This is a genomic window from Parvularcula marina, from assembly GCF_003399445.1.
In the GTDB taxonomy this organism is placed as follows: domain Bacteria; phylum Pseudomonadota; class Alphaproteobacteria; order Caulobacterales; family Parvularculaceae; genus Parvularcula; species Parvularcula marina.
In genome coordinates this window covers 1-18,956 of sequence record NZ_QUQO01000002.1, presented here as the reverse complement: position 1 = coordinate 18,956, position 18,956 = coordinate 1, and the positions used below count along the sequence as shown (strand labels likewise).

The following is an 18,956-nucleotide window of genomic DNA, read 5'->3' as shown; positions in this document are numbered from 1 at the left end:
AGGCATACTCCATGCCCGCAACCATCAGCCGTTTTTCTTAAGAGGAACTTTACTTCAATGCACGGACCCGTAGGATCACGACAAATTGTAGGTGATGAATGACATCACCAAACACGTCGCGTCTCGGATAAAAGCACTCCGGAAGGCAGCTGGGCTCTCACAAGCGGAGCTCGCTAAGCTGACTCGTAAGAGCCTTGAGACCATCTCCAATTTCGAGCGGGCCAAAACGACTCCGAGCATTCGATCAATCGGCCAGCTTGCCGAGGCATTGAATGTGCCGCCAGAAGCTTTCTTCGCCGATATGACGGTCAAGTCACAGGGATTTGACGCAACGCTTCAGAAACGTGCGATGGCGCTTTCTCCCCGCGACCGTGAGTTTCTCTTCGGTGTCATCGATCTCCTACAACGTCGCAAGAGTTCTTCCTGACATTCATCAGTTAACGTCTTAGAATCGCATCGTCACAGAATTGGAGATGCGACATGACACAGAAGATTTCCCTCAAAGCCCTTTGCATCGAGCTCAAAGTTGATCCTCGAGAGGCTCGTAAGCTGCTTCGAGAAGCTTGTTCCGATCCGAAGAAGTTCCCTGAACTGAAGAAAGCCCACAAACCCGGAGATGTTTGGGAGTGGACGAAGGGGTCAGCGGCGGAGAAGGAGGCGCGATCGTTGCTCGTTAGTTGATGCAGGCAATCAATAGATTTGGTCATGATAGAGTTCGCAACAACTCCACCATCGCAAGCGTGTCCCGCTGGCAGTATGACCGCAACGCATCGCTGACTGCTGATTTTTCTAATTCGCTCAGTTGCCCATCTATCCCTCGGATGTAAGCGACTTGTGCGTTGGTGCCGTCTTTTACTTCAAGATCGGTGTAACTGAGTTGTGGGCAAACGGTGGGCAGAACGGCCTTGATCGACCAGCTGCCTCGTTGATCGCGGTGGTAATAATGGTTCCGGACGATGGGAAGTAGATCAACGACCCGGTCATGCAGGGCCATCAAGTCGTCGCTCAGGTCGCTGAACGCTAGTGCCAATGCTTTGATGCACTGTTTCTCAAAACTTGCGAAGTAGGCGACGACCGACCCCGCAGCGACCTCGGGGGTACAAAGAATATCAACTAGCGCCTCCGCGCAGGCGCGCCGGGGATCATTGCCCGACAGGTCCAGAAATTCATGGTGCACGACCGTGCTGTCAGTTTGAAGAATATGGTTCGAAAATTGAAACGGGATCTGCGCGTAGGCCCGCGTGCCGATCCAACGAGGCACGGCGAACTGGATCGTCTCGAAGTCGAGAAAATGTAGCGGATAATGCCACGAACCAACCTTGGCCTTGATCGCGTCGGCTTCGTGAAACGGTACTCCGGACACTGTCGCCTGATGGATGCGATGCAGGACCGGATTGTCGAAGTATCCGACCGGTACCTTTAGAAGATCGTCTACACCTTCTTCTGCGAGCGCGGCAGCTGCCTTTTTGCCGTTGGCGTTCGGGAGGATACTGGTGCACCATTCAGGTGGCGCGGGCAGTGCAGAGGCGCATCGCTCCTGAAACGGACAATCATAAGGGCTGGTGCAGTGATCACCCATATCGTGCGCCGGTTCATCCCGGTCCAGAAGATCGAAGGCGTCAGCGATGTCGGTCGCGCGCCCGGCGATCAAGTCGTCCAGACCCTCGATCTCCGATCGGTCCGTAAAGAGACCATCGTAAACATCTTCAGTCTCGAGGACGAAGGTGTTGTTGATATGCCATATGCTGGCGCGCCCGATCGGCAGCCCCGCGCCGCGCGCCACATGGACCTGACTGGCCAAATCCTGCGCATAGTGATCTTTCACGCTCGTCGCGCTCTTCACCTCGATCAGGTGCCACGAGCCATCCGGTAGCGGCGCGAGTATGTCGAGTCGCACATAGGTGTCGTCGAACAAAAGCGCCGCTTCGAAGATCGGGACGCGGGGGTCGGAGGCCAGGTATTCTCGCGTCTTCCCAAGCGCCTCTCCAGGCGGCAGGGCGGGCTGAACCAATACGCCGTCCGGGAACAGCGAACGTGCGATGGCCCCGACCCGTTCGCCTTCCGCCTTGCGAAGGTCGCCCTGCGGGTCGTCGCGATCCGGCGTTCCCTCGTTCACTTCCAGCCACAGCCGTTTCGGACATTGATCGTAGGCCGCGATCAGCGATTTGGTCAGCTGCACAGGTCCCCTCCTGCCTATTCCTTCCCCAACCCAATCCTGACCGGGCAACTCTCGGCTGTCCACAAGCGATGACTCGCGCTACGCATGTTGGGTAGTCGCGCTAGAGATAGCTCAATTAGAAGTGCCGACTAAAAGGATGAGGTCGCGCCGCCGAAGGTATTGTGCTGTCTCGGAAAGCAAACGAGGATAAAGGCGCGACGTGACTACAAACTATCATTCTAAACTGTTCGCTCATGAGCTGTCGCGTCGCCATTCGGTGGCCGATGCCGAGAAGATGGCCGGGACCCTGTTTGACGCACAGGTAGACCTCAACCCCCATCAGGTCGAAGCAGCGCTTTTCGCGTTCAAGTCGCCGCTCTCAAAAGGCGCGATCCTCGCCGACGAGGTTGGGCTCGGAAAGACGATCGAAGCCGGTCTTGTGCTGTCGCAGAAATGGACCGAAGGCAAAAGACGGATACTGATTGTCGGACCGGCAAGCCTGCGAAAACAATGGGCGCAGGAAATCGAGGAAAAATTCTTTCTCCCGAGCTTCATCATTGAAACCCGAAACTACAACAAGATCATCAAGAATGGCGGAAGCCGGCCGTTCGAGCAGCCTGCTATTGTGATCTGCTCATTCCAGTTTGCGGCGCGTCATGCCGACGAGCTCATGGTGACGCCTTGGGACCTCGTCGTCATCGACGAAGCACATCGCCTGCGGAATGTATACCGGCCGGACAACAAGGTCGGACGTGCACTCAAGACGGCATTCGGCAATGTCCCTAAAATCCTGTTGACCGCCACGCCGCTCCAGAACTCTCTGATGGAGCTTTATGGCCTAGTCAGCATTATCGACGATTACACCTTCGGCGACGCGAAGAGTTTCCGCGCACAATATGCCCGACTTGGCGATGGACAGTTCGATGAGCTGAAAGCCCGGCTAGAGCCGATCTGCCACCGCACGCTTCGGCGGCAAGTGCTCGAATATATTCGCTACACGAACCGTATCCCGATCACGCAGGAATTCACCCCCGGTCATGAAGAGCAACAGCTCTATGATCATGTCTCCGACTATCTGAGACGGCCGACCCTAGCTGCCTTGCCGTCAAGTCAGCGCACACTGATGACGCTGATCCTTCGAAAGCTGCTGGCCTCATCGACCTTTGCTATTGCGGGCGCTCTAAACACCCTTGCCAACAGGCTGGAACGGCAATTGAAAGACGATGCAGCAGTCAAGAATAATCTTGAAGAAGAGATCACCGAAGACCTCGAAGAGGATTATGACGGATTTCAGGAAACGGCGGAAGAATGGATCGATGACGAGACGCCGCCTGAACTCCTCACCGACGATGATATTACAGCCATCAAGGACGAAATTTCTGAGTTAAGGCGCTTTCAGGAACTGGCAGTGTCCATCTCGGAAAACGCTAAAGGCAAATCACTGCTAACCGCGCTCACTGCCGGTTTTGACAAAGCCGATGAACTAGGTGCGACGCAAAAGGCAATCATCTTCACCGAGTCCCGCCGCACGCAGGATTATCTCGTCCGACTACTGTCCGAAAACGGATATGCCGAAGACCTGGTCCTGTTCAACGGATCGAATGCGGACGCGCAGTCCAAGGCAATCTACGAGGCCTGGAAAGCGGAGCATGCCGGCACTGATAAGGTGACGGGGTCGCGCACGGCGGACATGCGCGCGGCGCTTGTGGATCATTTCCGCAATCGCGCGAAGATCATGATCGCGACGGAGGCGGCAGCGGAAGGCATCAATCTGCAATTCTGCTCCATGGTCGTGAATTATGACCTGCCTTGGAATCCGCAGCGGATCGAGCAGCGTATAGGCCGCTGTCATCGTTATGGCCAGAAACACGACGTGGTCGTTGTCAATTTTCTCAATCGCAACAATGCCGCCGACCAGCGTGTGTTCGAGCTACTTTCTGAAAAGTTCCAACTATTTAGTGGCGTGTTCGGCGCCAGCGATGACATCCTTGGCGCAATCGAATCCGGCGTCGATTTCGAGCGTCGCATCTCGAAAATCTATCAGAGCTGTCGCACGCCTGATGAAATTGAAACCGCCTTTGAGACGCTGCGCACAGAAATGGATGAGCAGATCGCGGAAACTATGGACAATACGCGTCAAAAGCTGCTCGAGCATTTCGACGCTGAGGTGCATGACCGCCTAAAGATGAATATGGAGAAGGCCAGCGCTTATCTCGATCGCTACACCAAAATTCTCTGGGCGCTGACCAAGCATGAGCTCGGCAAGCGGGCGCACTTTGATGACGGCCACCACACCTTCACGCTGAAACAGGCGATTGACGGCGTAGATGCGCCCGTAGGCGGATACTTCCTGCGCAAGGAAGGCCTCGAAGGTCACCGCTATCGCCTTGGCCATCCCCTTGCGCGGCATGTGCTGGAACGCGCGGCGGGCCGCAGCCTCAACGGTGCGTCCCTCACACTCGATTATACCGGCTGGCCTGCCAAGGCGGCGGCGCTGGAGCCCTTTGTCGGTGCAAGCGGTACGGCACTGGTGCACAAGCTGTCCGTGCGGGGATCAGATGATCAGGACCATATCATTATCGTTGCCCGCGCCGATGATGGCCGCGTGCTGCCCGAGACCGCGGCACGGCGGCTGTTTGACCTGCCGGTGAAAACCATCACCGAACAGGCTGTACCGACACCAGCCGACATGCGGACGGCGGTCTCAACATCCGAAGAGGCCATCCTCGCCGATGTGCAGAAGCGCAAATCGGAATGGATGATTGAGGAATCAAAGAAACTGGAAGGCTGGGCCGACGATCTTGTCGCTCAGGCGGAGAAGGAGCTGGTCGACGCCAAGAACCGCGAGCGCGACCTGAAGCGCGAAATGCGCGCCTCAAGCGATCCCCAGCGCCAGCATCAGATCCAGACCGAAATCCAAGAGATCGAAAAATCCAAACGCCGGCTTCGCCAGAACATCTTCGAAGTCGAGGACAAGATTTACGAAAAACGCGACGCGATGATCGCCGAGATCGAAGCGCGCCTTCAACAAAGCATTGAACGCACCGCCCTGTTCGCTGTCCGCTGGACAGTGATCTGAGCAGGCCTGAAAGACAACTATGACCCAAAACGACAAACAACGCGCCCGCCTCATCAGCCTCCTGAAAGAGCTGTTCCAGCTCGATCAGCCTGACCTCGATTTCGGTCTCTACCGGATCATGCATGCCAAGGCCGATCAGGTGTCCCGGTTCCTGGAAGATGATCTACTAAAGATCATTCAGGATGCGTTCGGTGAGGCCGATACTGATGCGCTTAAGACGGCAGAGAAAGCCTACGCTGACGCCCGCGAAAAAGCCAAAGCGGATGGCGTCCCTGAAGAAGCGATAGAAAACTTCAAGCCCGTGCAACAAGCCAAGGCCGCGCTCGGTGCCGTGCGCAATGCCGATACGCATGAGGGCGATGTCTATGACCATCTCTATCGCTTCTTCGAGCGCTATTACGATGCCGGGGATTTCATGTCGCGGCGCTACTTCGCGCGCGAGACGGATGGCAAGGCCGCGCCCTACGCTGTGCCCTATGATGGCCGCGAGGTCTATCTGCACTGGGCGAACCGCGATCAGTATTACATCAAGACGTCAGAATATCTGACCAATTTCACCTTCGATCCGACGAAGGCGCCGGAGCATCCAAAGCTCGATACCGCCAAGCCGATGACCGTGCATTCCCGCATCGTGTCAGCGAGCGAGGGCGAGCACAACAATGTCAAGGCGAGCGAACAGACCGAGCGCTTCTTCTTGATCCACGAGGCGGAGCCGGTAAAGCTCGAAACCAATGAGGCGGGCGAGCCCGAATTGGTCCTGCAGTTTGAGTATCGCGCCGATCCGAAAAAGTCCGGCCAGTCCGGCACCTGGGCGAAAAAGCGGCTGGAGGAAGCCGCCCAGGCCATCAAGGCCGCCCTGCCGAAACTCGAAGGGGCGGAGGCTTTCACCGCCGCGCTGATGACGCCTGCGCCGACGGAGAAACAGAAAGACCGCACCCTGCTGGAGAAATATCTCGCGCAATACACGGCGCGCAACACGATGGATTATTTCATCCATAAGGACCTTGGCGGGTTCCTGCGCCGTGAGCTCGATTTCTATATCAAGAACGAGATCATGCGCCTTGATGATATCGAGACGGCGGACGCCCCGCAGGTGGAGGCCTATCTCGCGCGCGTGAAAGTGCTGCGCCGCATTGCGCGCCATCTGATCGACTTCCTCGCCCAGCTGGAGGACTTCCAGAAAAAGCTCTGGCTGAAGAAAAAATTCGTCACCGACACGCAATATTGCATCACGCTCGACCGTATCCCGGAAGACTTCTATCCCGAGATCGCCGCAAATGACGCCCAGCGCGAGGAATGGGTGCGCCTCTTCGCCATCGACGATCTGGACGGCTATTCAACGCCGCTGACGGTGGATTTCCTTAAGGCCAATGACAAGCTGCTGATCGATACGGCCCTGTTCGGCGCGGACTTCCGGGATCAGATGGTGGCCGAAATGCAAGGGCTGGATGCGGGCTTGGGGGGATTGCTTATACATTCAGAGAACTTTCAAGCCATACGCCATGCTGACCGGAAGCTGAAGCGAACAGTAAAGTGCACATATATAGACCCGCCTTACAACGCAGCGACCAGCGAGATCCTCTACAAAAATGCATATAAGCACTCGAGCTGGGTCACGCTTATGCGCGATCGTATGCTCGCCGCTCAGTCTGTCATGTCTGAAGATGGGTCGATGGTAATCGCTATCGACGAAAATGAAGTTGAGCGCCTCGGTCTTTTGATTGATGACTGCTTTCCTAATTTCGCGCGAACTTGCGTTTCTGTGATACACAATAAGAAGGGAATTCAAGGCAGCTTCTTTTCATATAACAACGAATTTGCGTATTTCATTCTGCCCCCTTCGCTCAGCCGATTAAATGAAACCGAAATTCCCGAGGCGGATTGGGATTACTCGAATCTGCGAAACTGGGGGACAGAGTCACTAAGAACAGATGCCCGAAACTGCTTCTACCCGATTTTTGTTAAAGGTGACCAGATTGTCGGCGTAGGACCTGTGTCCGATGATGACTTTCATCCTGAGTCTGCAAACATTGAACAGGAGGACGGCACGATAGCTGTCTATCCAATCGACAAAGAGGGTGTGGAGCGGAAGTGGCGCTACGCACAGGACACAGTTGGGAGAATTGTTCCGACCTTGAAAGTAGAAATCAACGGAAAGGGTATAATTCAGATCAAGAAGCCTAAAACGCATGACAAATTCAAAACTGTCTGGGATCGAAATGAATACATAGCCGGTGATTTTGGCACAAAAGTTCTCACAAACATGGGCTTTCCAAAGGGGGCTTTCGACTTTCCAAAATCAGTCCATACCGTAAAGGACTCTATTTTTGCTGTTTCAGGGACAACAGACATCACATTTGATTTTTTTGCTGGCTCAGGAACGACCGCACAAGCAGTGCTAGATCTGAATGGCCGCGATGGTGGGGCCCGAAAGTATGTTTTGGCTGAAATGGGAGACTATTTTGACAAGGTCACCAGGCCGCGTGTGACAAAAGCTGCTTACTCGCTTGAATGGAAAGACGGCAAACCCGTCTCTCGCGACGGCCTCTCCCATGCCTTCAAATATCTCCGCCTCGAATCCTATGAAGACACGCTGAACAATCTCGCGCTGCGGCCGTCGCCTGACCTTGGCGCGGCGGGCGAGGATTTCAGCCGCGACTATATGCTGAAATACTGGCTCGATTTTGAGACCAAGGGCAGCCCGTCTCTGCTCAATATCCAGACCTTTGACGACCCGACCGATTATCGCCTGAACATCAAAACACCGGGTACGGATGAATATACCGAACGCGCCATTGATCTGGTCGAAACTCTCAACTGGCTGATCGGCTTGCATGTGGAGCATCTTGATCGCTGGCGCGGCTTTGACGCCACATTCAAGCGCGAGCCCGATCCGGAACTGCCCAAGGACGAGACCACGCGCCTCATCGTCGATGGCAAGCTGACCGAAAGTGATGCCGGCAAATGGCGCTTCCGCAAGGTGGAGGGCTATACGCTGACCACGCCCGGCGATGACACGTCGCGTGAGAAGACACTGGTCATCTGGCGCGTGCTGACCGGCAATCTCGAAGAAGACAATCTGATGCTGGATGAGTGGTTCCGCAAATACCGCCTCTCGACGCAGGACACCGAGTTTGATGTCATCTTTGTCAACGGCTCGAACAACCTGCCGAACCTGCGTCAGGAAGGCGAAAGCTGGAAAGTCCGCCTCCTCGAAGAAGCCTTCCACCAGGCCATGTGGGATGTTGAGGGTTAGGTCGTGGCCAAAGCGAAGAAACCCAAACAGCTCCCCTTCGGCCACAAGCTCGTTCTGAACCAGTGGATCGTCAGCCTGTTCGGCTATGATCCGCTCTTGCAGCACAAGCGCGGCCACAAGAGCCTTAAACCCTTCAAACCGTTCGCGGACATGCTCGCCACCAAGGCGGACGGTCTCGATGCGGACAATCTCCATCGCTTCTACAAGCATCTCGATCTGGAGCTGCAGGACGGCGCGGCGATCACCAAGGCCAACCTGCTGCGCTATGAGCAGAACATTGTCAGCCATACGCTGGCGATCAATGAGAAGCGCGCACGGCCGATTGTCTGGAAATATTATCAGTGGCTCTCGCTCCTGTTCGCGGAGATCTATCTCGACCGCTATTTCGCCGACATCCACGCTCTGCGCCGTGATCTGAATGCCTATGTGAAGACGTTCAATGCCTATTGGGAAGGCGAAGGGTATGAGACTGGAATCACACCCTTCACGCTCGACGAGCTGAACAAGGTCTGCCTTCAGAACGCCACAGGTTCGGGCAAGACGCTGCTGATGCATGTCAATTTCCTGCAATTCCGGCACTATGCGGGTAAGTCGGCACTGAAAGATGATCTGACGCGAACCATCCTGATCACGCCGAATGAGGGCCTGTCTCGCCAACATGCAGGCGAGCTCAAGGCCAGCGGCATCCTCGCCGAGCGTCTGATGACCGATAGCGGCGATCTCCTCTCAACCGGGCGCAATGGCCTCCGCCAGATGGACTTCACCGAAGTCACCAAACTCGGCGAACAGGACGGCCCGAACACGATCGCCGTGCGCAATCTGGGCGACCAGAACTTGCTTCTGGTGGACGAAGCACATCGTGGCATGGGCAGCACAGAGGAACGCGGCTGGTTCGCCAATCGCGCCAAGCTCGCCGAACGCGGTTTCGTTTTCGAGTATTCCGCGACATTCAAGGAAGCGACCACCGCCGCCAATAACAGCGCGATCACAGCGGCCTACGCCAAGTCGGTGCTGTTTGATTATTCATACCGGTATTTTTACGAGGACGGGTACGGCAAGGACTACCGCATCTTCAACCTGCCGAAGGACAAGGAATCACCTGCTGCGCGACTCGCCGTCGAATTTTCTTACCTGACCGCCTGCCTGCTCGCTTATTATCAGCAACTGCGCCTCTATGAGGACAAGAAGGTCGCGTTCGCCGACTACAATATCGAGAAGCCGCTCTGGGTCTTCGTCGGCGCGAGCGTTACCGGTGGTAAGAAGACAAAAATCGAAGAAGGTACGATTTCGGACGTCGGAAAAATCATCGCTTTTCTAGCGAGATTTTTGAGTGACAGTTCAGCCGCCGAAAATGAAATTCAGAATATTATCTCGGGGAACGGCGAGAAAACCGGCCTTCTCGATGCGGGCGGAAACGATATTTTTTCTGGAGGCTTCGCTTATCTGAACACACTGATGACATCGGAAGGATTGACTGCGCGAGACTTACTTAAAGACATTCACCAGCGTGTTTTTCAGTCATCGGCAGGCGGACAATTGGCAATGGCCCGTATCAAAGGCGATGACAATGAAATTATGCTGCGGGTCGGGCAATCAGAAACGCCCTTTGGCCTTATCAATGTTGGCGACGCTTCAGGCCTTTCCAGCCATATCGCGGACCGATATTTTGAAAACGTCACCGTACTGGATAGCGAGTTTTCAGACACACTATTCGGTCAAATCAATGAATCGTCATCGCCACTCAATCTACTGATCGGGTCAAAGCGGTTTGTGGAAGGTTGGGATTGCTGGCGCGTGAGCACGCTCGGCCTTATGCATGTTGGCAAATCCGAAGGCTCACAGATCATCCAACTCTTTGGCCGCGGCGTACGCCTAAAGGGACACGATTGGTCATTGCAGCGGAGTGGATTTTCTACGCCCTCACATCAGCCAGATTTCATCCAATATGCTGAAACGCTGAACGTGTTTGGCGTTGAAGCAGATTTCATGGAGCGCTTTCGGGCTTTTCTGGAAGAGGAAGAATTGCCTTCAAACGACAAGAAGGAAGTTTTCCAGATCCCGCTCAATGTCACCTATGATTTTGGGCAGAACCTTATGGTCCTCCGTCCTCGTCGAAAGAAGGCAAACGGCAAAGAGTACGACTTCAAACGCGATGCTGCTGTACCGATGTTCGGCGAGGTTCCAGATAAATTGCGGGAAAAGATAATCGCAATTGACTGGTATCCAAGAATTCAATCATTGGAATCACGTCGCGGCGACACGATCGGATTGAAGAACGAGCAAACATTCTCAAGTTTGCATGCAGCATTTCTCGATGAGCACGATCTTTTCTTCCGCTTAGAGCGCTTCAAACGCGAGAGAACCTGGCACAATTTCAATATACAAAAAGATCAGCTCAAACCGCTCCTCGCCGATGCCTCTTGGTATAAGATTATCGTTCCTTCGGGTCGGATGACTTTTGACGATCCATCAAACATTGCGTTGTGGCAGGAAATGGCGGCGGAGCTTCTACAGAAGTATGCTGAGGAATATTACAATTATCGCAAAGCGGCGTTTATCGAGCCTCGGCTGGAACTGCGCCCGATTGAAGCTGACGATCCGAACATTCCGAGCGCGGAATTCTACCAACTGATCGTCGATGCCGATGAAAACACCCTGATTGCTCACATCCAAAATCTAAGCGCCGAAATTAATGCTGGGACGCCAGGCCTGCTAACTTCAGGTGACCTAAAGGGCTGTCTTCTCGCCCAACATCTTTACGAGCCAATCCTGCACGTGCGCAAAGGCGGTAAAATACAGGTCACTCCCGTCTCGCTAAACGAAAGTGAAATTCAGTTTGTCGAGGATTTGGTTATCTATCTAGACACCGAACAGAAGTCCCTGAAACATGACGGCACTGAGGTATTCCTCTTGCGGAATGAAAGCCGCGGCCGCGGCATGGGATTCTTTGAAGCCGGAAATTTTTATCCCGACTTTCTGCTGTGGCTGGTCAACGGCAAGAAGCAGAGTATCGCGTTCATCGAGCCCCACGGACTTCAACATGAAGGGCCCGGACATAAGAAAATATCGTTTCACGAGACTATCAAGGAGATCGAAGATCGACTTGGAAATGCCAACGTATCGCTGAGCAGCTTTGTCATCACGCCGACCCGGCACGCGAAGCTCAATTGGGGGCTTACTGTCGATCAACTCAATGAAATGAATGTCTATTTCATGGAGGAACAGGCCGAGGACTATATTGGCCACATCTTTGACCACCTACTGAGCAGCGGCGTCCTCGCAGCAGCCTGAAGCGAGCAATCGTGTGGGACATCCAATGAAAATTATACAACGACCGTGCCGCCTCTACGAGACCGTCTGACCTAAGTTCATGGGCCAATTTGATTTAGAGTCTCAGGGCGGGCGCATACCAAAGGCTTGATGTGGCTGTATACGGTTATACGGCCTTTGCCATTGTTCCAGTCACGGTTTTGGACAGGACCCGACGAGTTGAACCCCAATTGAACCCTGTGCTTAGGTACGAAGCACAGCCCTACGGAGACATGCTTCCAAGTGTTTGAATTCTTTGGCTTAAATGGTGCCCAGGGGCGGAATCGAACCACCGACACGCGGATTTTCAATCCGCTGCTCTACCAACTGAGCTACCTGGGCAATTGATCCCGAAGAGGACCAGAGCCGCAGCGTTTAATAGCTGATGGGCGCCCTGTCCACATTTCTTGTTGGATTGGTTCAAAAATTTGTGAGTGGCGCCCTGCTCGCCTGCTCCACCACGCACCAGTCCTCAAATCGCCCTACAGCACAACCAGATATGGCTTGAAGAAACCCGTTTCTCTCGCTCTTTCCGGTGGTCAAGCGACGGATCCTTTTTGTTGACAGATGGCCACTCTCGGCACCGTAGCATTTTGTAAAGCAGCATGTGAACTGACCGCTCAGAGGGCCCAGCATACTTACCCGGGAACAAGTTCTGGATTGATGAAATGGCGCGCCGGGGGAGATCAAGTTGAGAACTGGGTCTTGCTGGTGAGTGCCTGAAGCTGAAGCGCAAATTCGCCCACGTCGCGAACGGTACACCTACCGCCCTCAATGATCGACCTTATCCGCTACCTCGCCTCGAATAAGCACGAATGGCCTTGAGTGTTCGCTTCCCTATATTTCGTGTGCTGGCTTTCTCATGAACAGGCTTGCGACCAGTCCGAGCGCTACGGCCAGAAGTGTGAGATTGACACCCAACGATGCGCCGCCCAATGCGAGCTCCCCGTGAGCCATCACATTCATGACCGCGAGTGCGACGAGGACAGCAGCAAGTATTGCCTTTAGTGTCCCCGAAAGAAGTAGCGGTCTACGGATTATCCATGACAGGATGAGGGCAATGGCGAGCGATGCAAGAAAGACCGGATCGCCCAGACTTTCATTTCTTGAAAGCACCAGTCCCGGCGCCACAGCGGCGATAGCTCCGCCCCAGACTGTCGCGATCCAGATCCGTTCCCACTGTGGTGCGGGGCGTCCCTGTTCTCGCCGGCGCGCGAGCCAGATACTGATCCCTGTCACCGTCACGCCGGTCGATGCCAGACCAAAAACGATATAGAGCACTTTCACCCACATGCCGCCGAAAGCGCCGAAGTGGAGAGGCCCCATTGCTGCCAGCACTTGTGGTCCGATCGAGCCGAACGCGCTCCCCGACGTCTCGATAAAGTTGCCCTCGGCATCGTAGTAGACGACCTCACCGGAAGACAATTCATCAGGCGCGGCCATCTCGATCGTTACGATCTGGCCCATGGTTTCGGGATGTTCCAGCTGGATATAGTTCAACCGGTCAAGTCCTGTCCTCTCGCGCGCATCATCGAGAATATCCATCATGGGTGGGATCGGTGCCGGGCTGTGGTCTTCCGTCGGCTGCGGGCCAAGTACCGCGCGCACTGCGGCGGCCTGATCGCCGTCATAGGCAACGAAGGCCAGCATCGCGACGATGAGAAAGGACAGGCCAAGAAAGGCGCCCGTGAACGAGACCATCAGGTGGAATGGCAGTGCCCAGACGCTAAGCCGATTATGGACGTCGGCCTCTTGCAGGCGCAAGGCACCGCCGCGCCGGAAGTTGAAGGCATCACGGAAAATACGCGGATGCGCCAACACGCCTGAAATGACCAGAGACAACATGGCAACGCCGATCAGGCCGACCAAGTAGATGCCATAATAGTCGGTCAGGCGCAGATAGATATGCAGCTGCTCGATAAAGTCCGTCAGCGGCGCATGATTATCGGCTACCAGCTCACCCGTCACGGGATCCGCGATCCATGATCCGTATTCGCCGTTATCGGCATAATAATGAGCGGATGTGTGCCCATCCTCGCGCCACTGGGTGAACAGCGAGACCGAATGAAGCTCCGAGCCAGTCTTTTCCGCGCCGGCGACAAGAGCGTTCTCCAGCATGGCCATTGCCGCTGAATCGCTTGGCTCCCCGGCGGGCATACCAGGCTGTTCCCATGCGGCCATTTCCTCATGGAAGACCATGATCGTGCCCGAGAGACAGATAAGATAAAGCAGGCCTGCAAAGAACAGACCTAGAGACGAGTGCCCAGCGAGGACAGAGCGGACGAACCCGGAGGGAATTTTCGGCCAGAGTGCCATTAGTTACACCGTTGCGATTGCAAAGCCGGCCGCGCCGGCGCCGAGAAGGACGATCATTGCACGAATGACCTTATCATCAGCCAAGGTCCATGCCATGCCGCCACCCCAGAGAAACGGCACGAGCGACCCGCCGAGAATGAGCCTGTCAGCTTCATTCATCGGCGCCTGAATTGCGATGGCGAGTCCAATACCGGTGGCGGCAATGAAGGAAACAGGTCCAGCCAAAAGGAAGCGGATGAAACCGGCCCAGACTCGCGAACCTCGGATGGATGGCGCCAGCGGCGCACGCGCTGCCGACTTCCTGATCGGCTTTCGAGAATACGAAAAGGCGACCACGCCAAAAGCGGCGATGCCGAGCACGCAAAGCATCAGCGCTGCGCCCCGCTCCGCACCATAAAGCATGACGTAGACGTACAGCCCGGCTGCTATGAGCAGCCACCCTGCGATGACCCAAAGGCGGCGCAGGGTGGATTTATGGGAGCCGGACCAGCCGCGACGGAGCGACAGGCAGCCGGCTCCGATAGCGACGATACCGATGAGGCTAGTAACTGACATCGAAACGCACACCGATGACACGCGGCGCCCCGTAGGTGGCAAGGCCATCATCATAGTCCGGACGATAGACATAGTCCTCGTCGAACAGATTGTTCGTATACAGATAGGCGCTGAACGTCTCACCTTCCCAGCCGACCATGGCATTCACAAGCGTCCGGGCGTCGATCTTGGGATCGACGTTGAACACGGCCGGGTTTACTACCGCATTGCTCTCGCTGACATAGTTGGCATCGGCATGAATGAACAAGCCGTTTGCGCCGCGCCATGTGCCGCCGCCGGACACTGTCCAGTTCGGTGCGCCGGCAAATTCGCGTCCGGACAGGTCGGTAACGACGCCGTTGCGCTCATCGAAAAATTCGTCGAACTCCGTCTTCACATAGCCAACACCGCCAAACAGATCGAGGTTACTTGTCGGACGATAGAAAACCTCAAATTCCGCACCCTGAAGGTGGGAGGAACCGGCGTTAACAGTCTCTGAGTCGAACTGGTTGCCCGACAGCTGGATCGAAATCTGCTGATCAGTCCAGTCGATGTAGAAGACGTTCGCATTGGCCGTCAGCGCTCCGCCGAGCCATTGACTGCGCAGCGCGAACTCATAGTTCGTTGTGTATTCCGGATCGAAGGTGAATGAGCTTGCCCGCGCTATGTTGGCGCCGACACCGCCAGAGCGATAGCCCTGTTGCACGGTGAAGCTGGTGGACAGGTCTTCAGTCCAATTCCAGGTTGCCCCAACTTTGGGAAGGAACGCTTCGAAGGTAGTGTCTGCCACCGGGGCCTCGCCCGACGCACCGGCAGCCTGACCGAGAAGCTGAGCGTTGAGCCCTGCGATCAACTGACCCAATTGCGGATCGATGGCGCCATAAAAGACCGGGTCCGGCAGCGCGTCGATATTGGCAACTGTGATGAGGCTCGAGAAGAAGTTTTCCTGCTCTTCCCGGTCATAACGCGCGCCGCCATAGATCGTCAGCTTGTCATTCACATCATAACGCACATCGGTGAAGAGTGCATAGCTCATCACCTTGTCCGGGTTCTCCGTCAACGTATCGAGCAGAACGGGGTTGGCCGGCTCATAGATTCCGAGCACCTGATCCGCGAGCGCTTGCGGCAAGCCGAGGCCGCCGAATTCAGGCGGGGCGGTGAGCAGTTGAGGAACACCCAGCGCCTGCAGCGTCAACGAACGGCGGCCGCCATAGTAAACATCCTCATCAGAGTCGAAATAATAAGCACCGACGAGACCGGTCAATGCACCGTAGTCAAACAGACCGCGCAGTTCCTGGGTGAAGGTCGTGGCGTCTTCTACGTCGTATACAGATCCGAGCGGTTCCACGGTGTAGTCACCATCATACTGGTACTCGTAATCGGCAGTGTTGTGCGAGGTGATCGATTCCAGCGTCCAGCTCTCGTTCACACGGTATTCCAACTCCAGTGTGGTGATATTGGTAATGATCGATTCCCATGTCGGCGTATCAAAGTTGAGCTCCCGGTCATCGCTGCCAGCAGAGATGAGCGACAGGTTAGGCCCATAATAGTGATCATTGTGGCTAAAGGTCAGCAGTGCACGGAAGTCTGGCAGTGCGTCAGGCTCCCACAATAGCTTCACGCGAGCGCTGGTGCGGTCGCTGAAAGCAGAATCCTGATCGAGGAAGGTGTTCTCGACATAGCCGCCAAATTCAGTGTGCGAGACGGCGACACGGAAGGCCAGTTCATCCTCGACGAGCGGGCCACCGCCTGCGGCGGCATATTCTTGATAATCATAGTCGGCGATTTTCACGCGGGCCTTGGCATCCCATTCCCAAGTTGGGTCGGTGGAGCGGACAATGATCGCACCGGCCAGCGCGTTGCGGCCCTGAAGTGTCGATTGCGGGCCGCGCAAAATTTCGACCTGGCTGATATCCCAGATATCTGTCGGACCATTCAGGACGCCGCGCCGTGGCATGACAGCCCCATCGACATAGACGGAGGCGAGAAAGCTGGAGCCACCGCCAGAGACATCGAACGCATTAATGCCGCGAATGGCGAAATCCCCGGTGCTCTCGCCGCCATAGACATTCGGTGTACGGCGATAAAGATCGCGCAGGTCGTCGATATTGTTGTTGTCGATATCCTCAGCAGCGATGACACGCACGGAAGCCGGCGTATCCTGAAGCGATCGGTCGAACTTCTCCCCGGTGACGATAATGACATCGTCGTCGCGTTGCCTGGCCGGTTCAGCGTCTGTCTGTGCGACGGCCTGACCAAAGGCGAGCATGAAGGGCAGGATGCTAGCGGCGCCAGCATATTTCTTGAAACTCATTACGATCCCCAAACTTGCGATTAATTCTCATGTGCTGTTTGTTCCAGCATTAGTGAGAATGCAACTCTTTCGCAAAAAGAATCTGGATTTTGTTGTTTTCACGCATCAATCACGCACGGTGATTTGGGAAATGCCTGACAAGTCAGGATTTCCCCGCGCTCAATATCTTCTGGCCTGAGGGCATCATCGGCCATCATCTCAACATCGCCCTCAACCAGCCGGGCTTGGCACAGGCCGCATGTGCCGCTGAGACAGGAAAAATCCATCATGACGCCAGCGCGGGTCGCCGTCTCAAGCAGGGATTCGCCCTGCTCAGATGTGATTTCGACACCGAAGCGCTGGAACGTAATCTTGAATTCACCCCCGAGGCTCTCATCGCGCGGTGGTGGGGCGAAGGCCTCTGTCAGCACACGATCGACGGGGACACCACGCCAGACGAGATCGCTCCGAACATGATCCATCATGTCGAGCGGCCCGCAGAGATAGTAGAGCCGGTCGCGCCAGCGAGGAATGGTCTTCCGGATCAGTCTCGGCGTAATGCGGCCCTTCGGGCGTAGCTTGCGGCTTTCTGGTTTCGACCAGGTCAGATGCAGGTTGAGGGTCGGAAACGTGGCAGCAAGGCTCTCCATTTCCTCAAGGAACAACGCTTCTTCCCGGTTACGAAAGCCGAAGAGCGCATGAACCTCCCCTTTCCAGGCATCATCCAACAGCGTACGGATCATGCTGACAAATGGCGTAATTCCAACTCCGGCGCCGACCAACACGACACTTTGCGCTTCTGTTCCGGTGAAAGTGAACTGGCCAAATGGGCCACGGATGTTCAGCCTATCGCCAGGTTTAACGGCATCGCACAACCAAGGTGAGACAAGCCCATGGGGCTCGCGCTTCACAGTTATATCTAAACAGTCAATTCGTCGCGCCGAGGAAGAGATTGAGTAGGAGCGATGATAGGTCTCGCCATCGATTGCCGCCTCAACGTCGATATACTGGCCTGGCAGAAAGTGGAACGGGATGCTGCCGCCCTCAGGTGAGATGAGGCGCAGCGTACGCACCTGTGGGCTTTCGATGATAATCTCAGCAACAATCAGACAGCCGGACCAGTACGTGTCCTGATTTTCTTCGGAGACGGGAGTTTTTGCCGGCTCGAGGAATTGTCGAGTCGGACGACGGCGACGTGAACGTACCATCATCATTTTCACGGCCCCTTATAGAAGCCGGTCAACCAGCTAACCGAAATAGAAGAACGCATTTTGGCTTTGCCCCGAAACCAATCCCGGAAAGACGTTATTGAGAACGACTCTCATTGTCAATTGGGCGTCTGGAATGGCATCTCTGCGCCAGAACGGACCGGCTAAACCCCCGTGGCTTTTAAAATAGATGCCTCCAGATACCCGGCCTTTCTTCCCCTCACCTGCAGTTTCGGCGCGTCGAGTGTACGACGCTGCCCGCGCCATCGGGCACAACATCCTCGCAAGGACTTGCCGAGCCCTCCGCATGGGGACCGCCACTCTGGGCCTTTCCTGCCAGACAAATGAACATGAAGGTGGAACACCGTGTCGCAATTCAGAACAGGCCATTGCACTACCTCAAACACGACTCAGAGCCATGGAAAATGTTTTTGTGTCCTTCAGCACAAGAAGCAAAAAAGACGATATTAGCCCAGTTAGCTTACTTCAATTACTAGGCAGGCTTCTGGTTCATTGCAGCTCATTGAAATGAGCAAAGCTGATACAAGGATCTGAGCCAACCGAAACAGCTGACTGGATATAGCGAACATCTAGCGCTAGCGGAATATAGAACCCGACTATCAACGACCTCAAGTTGATCTTATCGGTACTTCATTGCGTGGCTTAAATTTGGGAGCAGTACGTAGGAAGATTATCTAGCGTGACAAGCTCAATTTCCCTTCCAGTTCCGGCAGCACGTCGAACAGATCGGCGACGAGCCCGTAATCGGCGACGGAGAAGATCGGCGCTTCCTCGTCCTTGTT

Annotated in this window: 10 protein-coding genes, 1 tRNA gene and 1 pseudogene; 5 read left to right on the top strand and 7 right to left on the bottom strand. The window is 55.3% G+C overall.

Annotated elements, in window-relative coordinates; all coding sequences use genetic code 11:
• Positions 1-94 precede the first annotated feature (94 nt).
• Together DX908_RS14055 and DX908_RS14050 are read left to right on the top strand one after the other, a co-directional pair.
• Positions 95-427: a helix-turn-helix domain-containing protein gene (locus tag DX908_RS14055; protein WP_116393127.1), complete on the top strand. Its 333-nt coding sequence runs from the start codon at positions 95-97 to the stop codon at positions 425-427.
• Positions 428-480: 53 nt separating this feature from the next.
• Complete coding sequence (locus DX908_RS14050; RefSeq protein WP_116393126.1) at positions 481-681, top strand: hypothetical protein; 201 nt, start codon at positions 481-483, stop codon at positions 679-681.
• 22 nt (positions 682-703) lie between these two features.
• On the opposite strand, the gene DX908_RS14045 is transcribed toward DX908_RS14050, so the two are convergent.
• Entirely contained in the window at positions 704-2,179 is a 1,476-nt protein-coding gene (locus DX908_RS14045; RefSeq protein WP_116393125.1) for a DUF2779 domain-containing protein, read from the bottom strand.
• 199 nt (positions 2,180-2,378) lie between these two features.
• Here DX908_RS14045 and DX908_RS14040 point away from each other — a divergent pair, with 199 nt between their 5' ends.
• Genes DX908_RS14040 through DX908_RS14030 form a run of 3 tightly spaced genes read left to right on the top strand, consistent with a single transcriptional unit; the run spans position 2,379 to position 11,784 of the window.
• A complete protein-coding gene (locus DX908_RS14040) occupies positions 2,379-5,237 on the top strand; it encodes an SNF2-related protein (protein ID WP_116393124.1) in 2,859 nt (952 codons plus the stop codon).
• 19 nt (positions 5,238-5,256) lie between these two features.
• Positions 5,257-8,493 (top strand): DNA methyltransferase, encoded by a 3,237-nt coding sequence (locus DX908_RS14035; RefSeq protein WP_116393123.1) that lies wholly within the window; start codon positions 5,257-5,259, stop codon positions 8,491-8,493.
• Positions 8,494-8,496: 3 nt separating this feature from the next.
• On the top strand, positions 8,497-11,784 hold the full coding sequence (locus DX908_RS14030) for a DEAD/DEAH box helicase (protein WP_116393122.1): 3,288 nt from the start codon (positions 8,497-8,499) through the stop codon (positions 11,782-11,784).
• Between the two features lie 284 nt (positions 11,785-12,068).
• Here the strand turns inward: DX908_RS14030 and DX908_RS14025 are convergent.
• The 6 genes and pseudogenes from DX908_RS14025 to DX908_RS16805 all read right to left on the bottom strand — a co-directional run.
• Positions 12,069-12,144: transfer RNA gene (locus tag DX908_RS14025), tRNA-Phe, on the bottom strand.
• Between the two features lie 495 nt (positions 12,145-12,639).
• Positions 12,640-14,118, bottom strand: a complete 1,479-nt coding sequence (locus tag DX908_RS14020) for a PepSY-associated TM helix domain-containing protein (RefSeq protein WP_116393121.1) — start codon at positions 14,116-14,118, stop codon at positions 12,640-12,642.
• A gap of 3 nt (positions 14,119-14,121) precedes the next feature.
• Complete coding sequence (locus DX908_RS14015; RefSeq protein WP_158548822.1) at positions 14,122-14,694, bottom strand: hypothetical protein; 573 nt, start codon at positions 14,692-14,694, stop codon at positions 14,122-14,124.
• Complete coding sequence (locus DX908_RS14010; protein WP_116393119.1) at positions 14,660-16,966, bottom strand: TonB-dependent receptor; 2,307 nt, start codon at positions 16,964-16,966, stop codon at positions 14,660-14,662. The genes DX908_RS14015 and DX908_RS14010 overlap by 35 nt, the downstream gene beginning before the upstream one ends.
• 98 nt (positions 16,967-17,064) lie before the next feature.
• Positions 17,065-18,159 carry an FAD-binding oxidoreductase gene (locus DX908_RS14005; RefSeq protein ID WP_116393118.1) on the bottom strand — a complete coding sequence of 365 codons (1,095 nt, stop codon included), beginning with the start codon at positions 18,157-18,159 and terminating at the stop codon, positions 17,065-17,067.
• 689 nt (positions 18,160-18,848) lie between these two features.
• Positions 18,849-18,956 (bottom strand): annotated as a pseudogene (locus DX908_RS16805) (electron transfer flavoprotein subunit alpha/FixB family protein); the annotation flags it as partial.